The sequence below is a fragment of the Saccharothrix sabaoui genome (assembly GCF_051756985.1).
Taxonomy (GTDB): Bacteria; Actinomycetota; Actinomycetes; order Mycobacteriales; family Pseudonocardiaceae; genus Actinosynnema.
Genome location: NZ_JBPKJK010000285.1, coordinates 1 through 5,858 on the forward strand (window position 1 = coordinate 1; position 5,858 = coordinate 5,858).

Annotated in this window: 7 protein-coding genes; 3 read left to right on the forward strand and 4 right to left on the reverse strand. The window is 70.9% G+C overall.

From position 1 onward, the window contains the following. The coding region (locus tag ACR807_RS40780; protein ID WP_438926905.1) for a hypothetical protein at positions 1–241 on the forward strand (241 nt) is incomplete at its 5' end. Positions 242–421: 180 nt separating this feature from the next. Next, positions 422–1,075, forward strand: a complete 654-nt coding sequence (locus tag ACR807_RS40785; RefSeq protein ID WP_438926906.1) for a hypothetical protein — start codon at positions 422–424, stop codon at positions 1,073–1,075. Positions 1,076–1,340: 265 nt separating this feature from the next. Here ACR807_RS40785 and ACR807_RS40790 read toward each other — a convergent pair whose 3' ends face one another. The 4 genes from ACR807_RS40790 to ACR807_RS40805 form a co-directional block, all read right to left on the reverse strand. Next, entirely contained in the window at positions 1,341–1,805 is a 465-nt protein-coding gene (locus ACR807_RS40790) for a hypothetical protein (protein WP_438926907.1), read from the reverse strand. A 634-nt stretch (positions 1,806–2,439) separates the two neighbouring features. Then, entirely contained in the window at positions 2,440–3,108 is a 669-nt protein-coding gene (locus ACR807_RS40795) for a Crp/Fnr family transcriptional regulator (protein WP_438926908.1), read from the reverse strand. Between the two features lie 504 nt (positions 3,109–3,612). Beyond that, positions 3,613–5,262: a hypothetical protein gene (locus tag ACR807_RS40800; RefSeq protein ID WP_438926909.1), complete on the reverse strand. Its 1,650-nt coding sequence runs from the start codon at positions 5,260–5,262 to the stop codon at positions 3,613–3,615. Positions 5,263–5,273: 11 nt separating this feature from the next. Beyond that, entirely contained in the window at positions 5,274–5,471 is a 198-nt protein-coding gene (locus tag ACR807_RS40805; protein WP_438926910.1) for a hypothetical protein, read from the reverse strand. Between the two features lie 158 nt (positions 5,472–5,629). Here ACR807_RS40805 and ACR807_RS40810 point away from each other — a divergent pair. After that, on the forward strand, positions 5,630–5,858 hold a 229-nt coding region (locus tag ACR807_RS40810; RefSeq protein WP_438926911.1), incomplete at its 3' end, for a hypothetical protein.

Genomic DNA, 5,858 nt, shown 5'->3' on the forward strand with positions numbered 1-5,858 from the left:
GGTGGCGTCGCTGCTGAGCTTGCCCCTGAGCCTGACCGGGTTCGCCTGGTACGCCGTGCGTGCCCGCCGCAGCGGCGGAGGGCAGTCGCTCATGTCGCCGTTCCAGGAGATCTGGGACCCGATCGCCCACAGGACGAGCATCGAGGTCCGGGCGGAGGCCGAGCGGACTCCGCAGACACCCTCACCAGGCGACCCGCCGTTGCCCCTGCCGCGGCGCCCCGACGAGCCCGCCGATCAGTGACGAAGGCCCTCGCTCATCGGCATGTGCGGATGTTGGCGCATCGCAGTCAGTCCGCGACAGGCCCCTCGCAAGATCCCCTCAACAGGCGATCGTGATCGGTGCGAGCACCATGACGGACATGTAAGCACCGCTTCGGTGTAGGTCAGAGGCGCAATCCGGGCATCGCCGGTCGGTAAACGGATGTGGCAGAACCGCCGGTTGGGCGGGCACGCCCCGGCGCGGGATCCGGGCGGCGCGCACAGCCCGAACACGTTGTTCGCGGCGTCGATGACGCAGGGCGGGGTCGTGCTGCGGTTCCCGCCGGCGGAGCTGTACTACCTGCTGCTGCCCACGCGCCGCGTCCGGATCCACAGCCGGCGCCAGGTGAAGGTGAAGGGCCTTTGGTACGACGGCCCTGTCCTGGACGACCACCGCGAGGGCCGCTCGGGGCGCGGCGGTGTCCACCGCGGAACCTGGGTGGTGCGACGCTATCCCCGTGACCGCAGGGTCGTCTGGTTCCAGGACTCCGACGAGCACGCCTGGCACGAGCCGTGGTGGACCGATCTTCCGCCCAAGGACGAGGTGCCGAGGTTCGGCGATGCCCGGGTCGTGGAGCTGCTCGCCCGTGCCCGTGACACCGGCCTGACCCCGCGCGGCGACGCCGAACTGCTCCCGGTGCTGCTGGAGTTGCTGGGCCGGGACCACCCGGCCGACGGGTGGCACGGCCGCGGCACCGGTCGGCCGCGAAGCGACGCGACGCGACGCGATCAGGCTTGTGAGCAGGCCCGCGCGACCGCCGCGCACGCCGACCCCGATCCCCCGCCCTGCCGGGCCGCCACCGTCGCCGCCGCATAGAACGGCCCGGCGGCCTGGGCGGACATGGTGTGGGCCTTTGCTGGTTCGAACGGCACGAGTGGTGCATGTAGCGCCGGAGCACGTCGCAGGAGTGCTCTCCGGGCAGCACGGGAAAGGCCCGGTTCTCTTGCCTGTGCAGACGGGAGAACCGGGCCTTTCAGGGTGACTGGTTGTAACGGCATTCCGCTGCCGCGACGCGTCCGTGTGGGGGAGTTGACGATAAACGGCGTGGAGTGTCGTTACTCGTGTGCAGGTGCGTCGAGCACTACCGGGAATCGACCGGCACGGCTTGGTCGAGCGAGTCGAACCCCCACGGTGCACCCCTGTAGGCGGCCAGGGTGGTGTACCTGCGCCGGAGGCCGATCGGGGTGCGTACGACTTCCGCGAGGCCGGGGTTGCCGTCGAGGACGGCGGCGTGGAGGCGACGGGTGAGGGCGTGGGCCTCGCTGTCCTCCCAGCCCGGGTGCTCGCAGCTCTGGTAGGTGTAGCAGTCGACGGCCCGGAGGAGCAGGATCGGGTCGAGGTCGGCCTCGGTGGTGTGCAGCCGGTACCGGGGTGTGGGAGTGCGCTCGCTGTACCGGTGGTTCACCGACGTGTGGTTCTCGTGCCAGAGCTTCTGGCCGAGCGTCCGAAACCCGTCGGCTCCGAGGTCTTTCGGAACGATGTCGAGTTGAGCCATCGCGTTCACGAGAATGTCGATGTGGCCGTTCTCGACAGTCCATGCGGACATGACGCCACCTTTTCGGAGAAGAGGGCGCACCCGGTGCAGTTGAAAATGGGTGGATCGTGATCCGGAATCGATGTTGTGGGTGTTTCGATCGGATCGATCCGCCCGGTCACCGGATGGTGTGCCGCCCCACCGGGGCGGTGGGGCGCGCTCGCCGGTCCCCGGCTGCGGGGAAGGGGGGCAAGCCCCGCTGTTGAGGGCTTGCCCCCTCCCCGCGGCCGGGGCAGAGTGCGCACGCCCCACCGCCCCCGGGACGGCACACCACGGGGGCGACGTCCCTGCTGTTCAGGTGTCCGGCTGCGACGCCGATGCGGCGGGCACCCGGCGCAAGGCCGGCGCCTGCTCGATGTGGCGGCGCGTGGACGGGCCCGCGCCGTGCGGACACCTCGGCCGGCGGCGGCACGGCGTCGAGCACCTCGGCCGCCACCGCGGCGTTGGCGACCGACTCGTCGACGCCGTTCGTGACGCCACCCCCGCGCCGGCAGGCGGCGGTGTGATCGCGTGCTCGACCGACCAGTCTTCGGGCCCACACCAAACCGGTCGATCTGCTGGCGAACCCCTTGGTGGAGCAGGTGGGTGGCGGAGGCCGCACGGTGGACGGAGCGGATCCCGTGGTGTTGCGTGGCGCCGAGGGCGGTCAACGCGTTCGTCGCGCGAGGCGTTGCGGGTCGAGGATGAGCACGGTCCTGCCCTCCAGCCGCAACATGCCGCGGTGGGCGAAGTCGGCCAGGACCTTGTTCACCGTCTCGCGTGTCGCGCCGACCAGTTGCGCGAGTTCTTCCTGTCGCAGGTCGTGGGTGACCTGGAGCAGGCCGCCGTCCTGGCTGCCGAAGCGCTGGGCGAGCTGGAGCAAAACCTTGGCCACCCGGCCGGGCGCGTCGTTGGTGACCACGTCGGTGAGCATCGAGTTGGTCCGGCGCAGCCTGCGCGCCAGATTCCGCAGCAGGTGCTCGGTGAGTTCAGGCTGGTGGGTGATCCACTGCCGCAGGGCGGGGCGGTCGATGCTCAGCGCGTGGACCTCGGTGAGGGTGGTGGCGGTGCAGGTGCGCGGGCCGGGGTCGAAGACGGACAGCTCACCGAACAGGTCGGTCGGTCCGTGCAGGGCGAGCAGGTGCTCGCGGCCGTTGGGTGCCCTGCGGCTGGTCTTCACCTTGCCGGTCCGGATGAGGTAGAGCCGGTCTCCCGGTTCGCCTTCGGTGAAGATCGCGTGAGCACGGGGGAAGACGACGGGGTTGTCGGCGGCTTCGATGGCGGCCCGCACCGGGTCTTCGGCGGACAGGTGGGTGGCGGGTCGGGTGGTGGACATCGTGCGGCTCCGGGTTCGGTCGGGATGCGCGTGGACGCGCGGGCGAGGCGCACCGCCGTCGACCGGCACGACGAGGTGTGCTGTGCCGGTCGACGACGGTGTGCTGGGCTGAGCACGTCCCCGTGCACCGGGTCGGAGGACCTGTGGTGGACGCTGCTCGGTGGATGACTCGTTACGGGACGGGTGAGATGTGCCGGTCGGTGTCGCGCCGAAGGTGCCGGGCGCTGATCTGACGTGCTGACGTGCGGGTGTGCGCTCGTCGTGTGGACACCCCGGGTCGGTCGGTGCGTCGAGATGATGCCTGCGCCGGTGCGACGACCAGTGCGAAGGCGGCGGTGGTGCGCCGGTGCGGTAGTCGGCCCGGCCGCGTGCACGGCCGAGGTCGTAGTCGGACAGCCGGCCGTGGACGAGCCTTCTTGCGCGAACGGCCGGAAGGTGCCGCGAACGCGGTTAGGCCCGCACCGGAGGATCGGCGCGGGCCTGACCGGTACACGCGGCGGGCGGTCACGCCACCAGGGCGTCCCGGTTGTCGGCGGTGACGAGGTGGGGCCACTTCTCGTGGTCCAGCTCGGGGTTGTTGACCAGCTGCTCGACGTGGGAGAGCGGGTAGCCCAACGCGGCGAGCAGGGTGAAGTAGAAGCGGGTGTCCTCGCTGGGGCGCCGCCAGCTGGAATCGGCGTTCTTGTCGGTGTAGGCGAGGTCCCAGTGCTCCTCGCAGGCACCGACGACCAGGGCGAGGCGGATCAGCACGGCCCGCGGCTCGGTGGTGCTCTTCCTGCGCAGCTGTGCCGTGATCGGGTGCTGTTCCCGCCGGTGGTCCTTCGGTTCGTCCAGCGCGAGCAGCGTGCAGGCGTAACGGTGCAGCGGGGCCGCGTCGCTGAGGTAGTCGCCGGCCAGCACGTCGGCCAGCGCGAGCCAGTGGTGCACGCGCGCCGGCAGCAGGAGGTCCTTGGCCTTGAGCCTGGGGTTCATGCGCTCGGCGAAGTACGTGCTCAGCCACGCCCGACGGTCGGTCTTGGCGTCACGCCACTGCTTGTTGTTCTCCTCCGCGCGCTTGCGCTCGCCGGCCTTGAAGGCGCTGTCGGGCGACGGCTGTGTCGTCCGGGCGGTGCGCAGGACGTGACCATGGGCGCTGTAGTCGGCGCAGAGGTAGTGAACGTGCGGCTCAGGCCGATCGTGCTCGTGCTCGACGCAGGCCGCGTGGCCGGGGCAGCCGGCGTGCTCCTCGGCGGTAAGGGTGCGTTCGGCGTGCTCGTCGGCGAGCAACTCGTCCAGGTAGGCCACGCCGTCGGAGTCCGGGTCGACGACCGGAACACCGTCGGCCCGCAGGCGCTCCTGTGCCTGCGCGATCCTCACCGAGGCGATGGTGTGGTGCCCGTGCCGCGTGAACTCCACGCAGAAGTGCGTGACCTCGACCGTCAGGTCGCGGTCGACCCAGACGGCGACCGCACGTCCCGGGCAGTCGGTGTGCCTGTCCGGGGCGAGCGGGGTGCCGGTCTCGCTGTCGCACAGCTCGTCCAGGGACGCGATCTCCTCGGGCAGGTCGCTCCCGGTGTCGACGACCGTGTAGCCGAGCTCGGTGAATCGCGTGATCTGCCCGTCCAGGGCGGCGCGCTGCGCGCGCTCGCGCCGCAGCTGCCCGAGAGTCCACTCGACGTTGCGCGGATCGCGGGTGAGGACCTCCAGCAGCCTCTGGTGGGCCTGCTCGTCGCCGTCGAACTCCGCCAGCTGCGCCATGGTCAGCAGGTCGGTGTCGGGCAGGGCCTCGCTGGCGGCCCGCGTGCGAGGGTTAGACGCGACCGCGAGACCGGCCTTGACGCGCTCGACCTTGCGCGACAGCGTCCGCGCGATCTCGTCGGTGTCCATGCCGGTCAGCGAAAGCTGCTCGTAGAGCCCGGCTTCCTCGGCCTGGGTGTAGCCCTCGCGGTGGATGTTCTCGATGCCCTGGGCCACCAGCACGTCCCGGGTCGTGCCGGGCGCGTGAACCAGGACGTCGATGAGCAGCCCTGGGTTCTCCAGCTCCTTGACCGCGACCGCGGCGGCGGTGCGGTGGAACCCCACCAGCACCCGCAGCACACCATCGCGCGGGTCCGGGGCGACGTTGACGATCGACACCATCGGGTTCAAGCCGTGCTCGGCGACCGACGTCACCAACTCGGGCCGCGTTACGCGGATGTCCCCGACCTGGCGGGTGTTGCCCTCCGCGCGCAGCGTGCGCGGTCGACCCCACGCTTGAGGTACGGGTAGGCCGGCTCGACGCCGATACCCGGCGCCTCGGCGATGCCCGTGGCGTCGATGGTGGTGGAGTCCGCAGGAGCGGAGTCGTCGGTGGTGTCGCGCTCGGCGACAGCGTTCACGGTCATCGTGGAAGCTCCCAATCAAGGTTGTGCGGGCATGGCGGGGCCCTGATGCGAATACGGAATGCGTTGATGCAGAAAGAAAGCGACGCCCCAGGAGGGGATGGTGGCCGCCGGCTGGGGCCGGTGGTGCGCCCGCCGCGATGCTCCGCAAAGGGGTCGGGGTGTCCAGCGCTTTTCTGCTGGACACCCCGACCCCTGCGGTGCACGCTGGGCGGCGCACACCGGGCCGGACGGCGGTACACCACCTCGAGCACGCCAGCGGAGCCAGGACCCGGTCATGGGCCTTCCGGCGCGGTGCTGTTCAGGCGTCGGCCCAACCGAAGAACAGCCAGCCGGTCAACTCGGGCGATCCGACGGTGGTGACGGTGGCGGTGGTGCGCTCGTCGACGT

Bases quoted from the DNA above. Each gene is read 5' to 3' on its own strand.
- ACR807_RS40785 (WP_438926906.1), top strand. From the start codon at position 422: ATGTGGCAGAACCGCCGGTTGGGCGGGCACGCCCCGGCGCGGGATCCG.
- ACR807_RS40790 (WP_438926907.1), bottom strand. From the start codon at position 1,805: ATGTCCGCATGGACTGTCGAGAACGGCCACATCGACATTCTCGTGAAC.
- ACR807_RS40795 (WP_438926908.1), bottom strand. From the start codon at position 3,108: ATGTCCACCACCCGACCCGCCACCCACCTGTCCGCCGAAGACCCGGTG.
- ACR807_RS40805 (WP_438926910.1), bottom strand. From the start codon at position 5,471: ATGACCGTGAACGCTGTCGCCGAGCGCGACACCACCGACGACTCCGCT.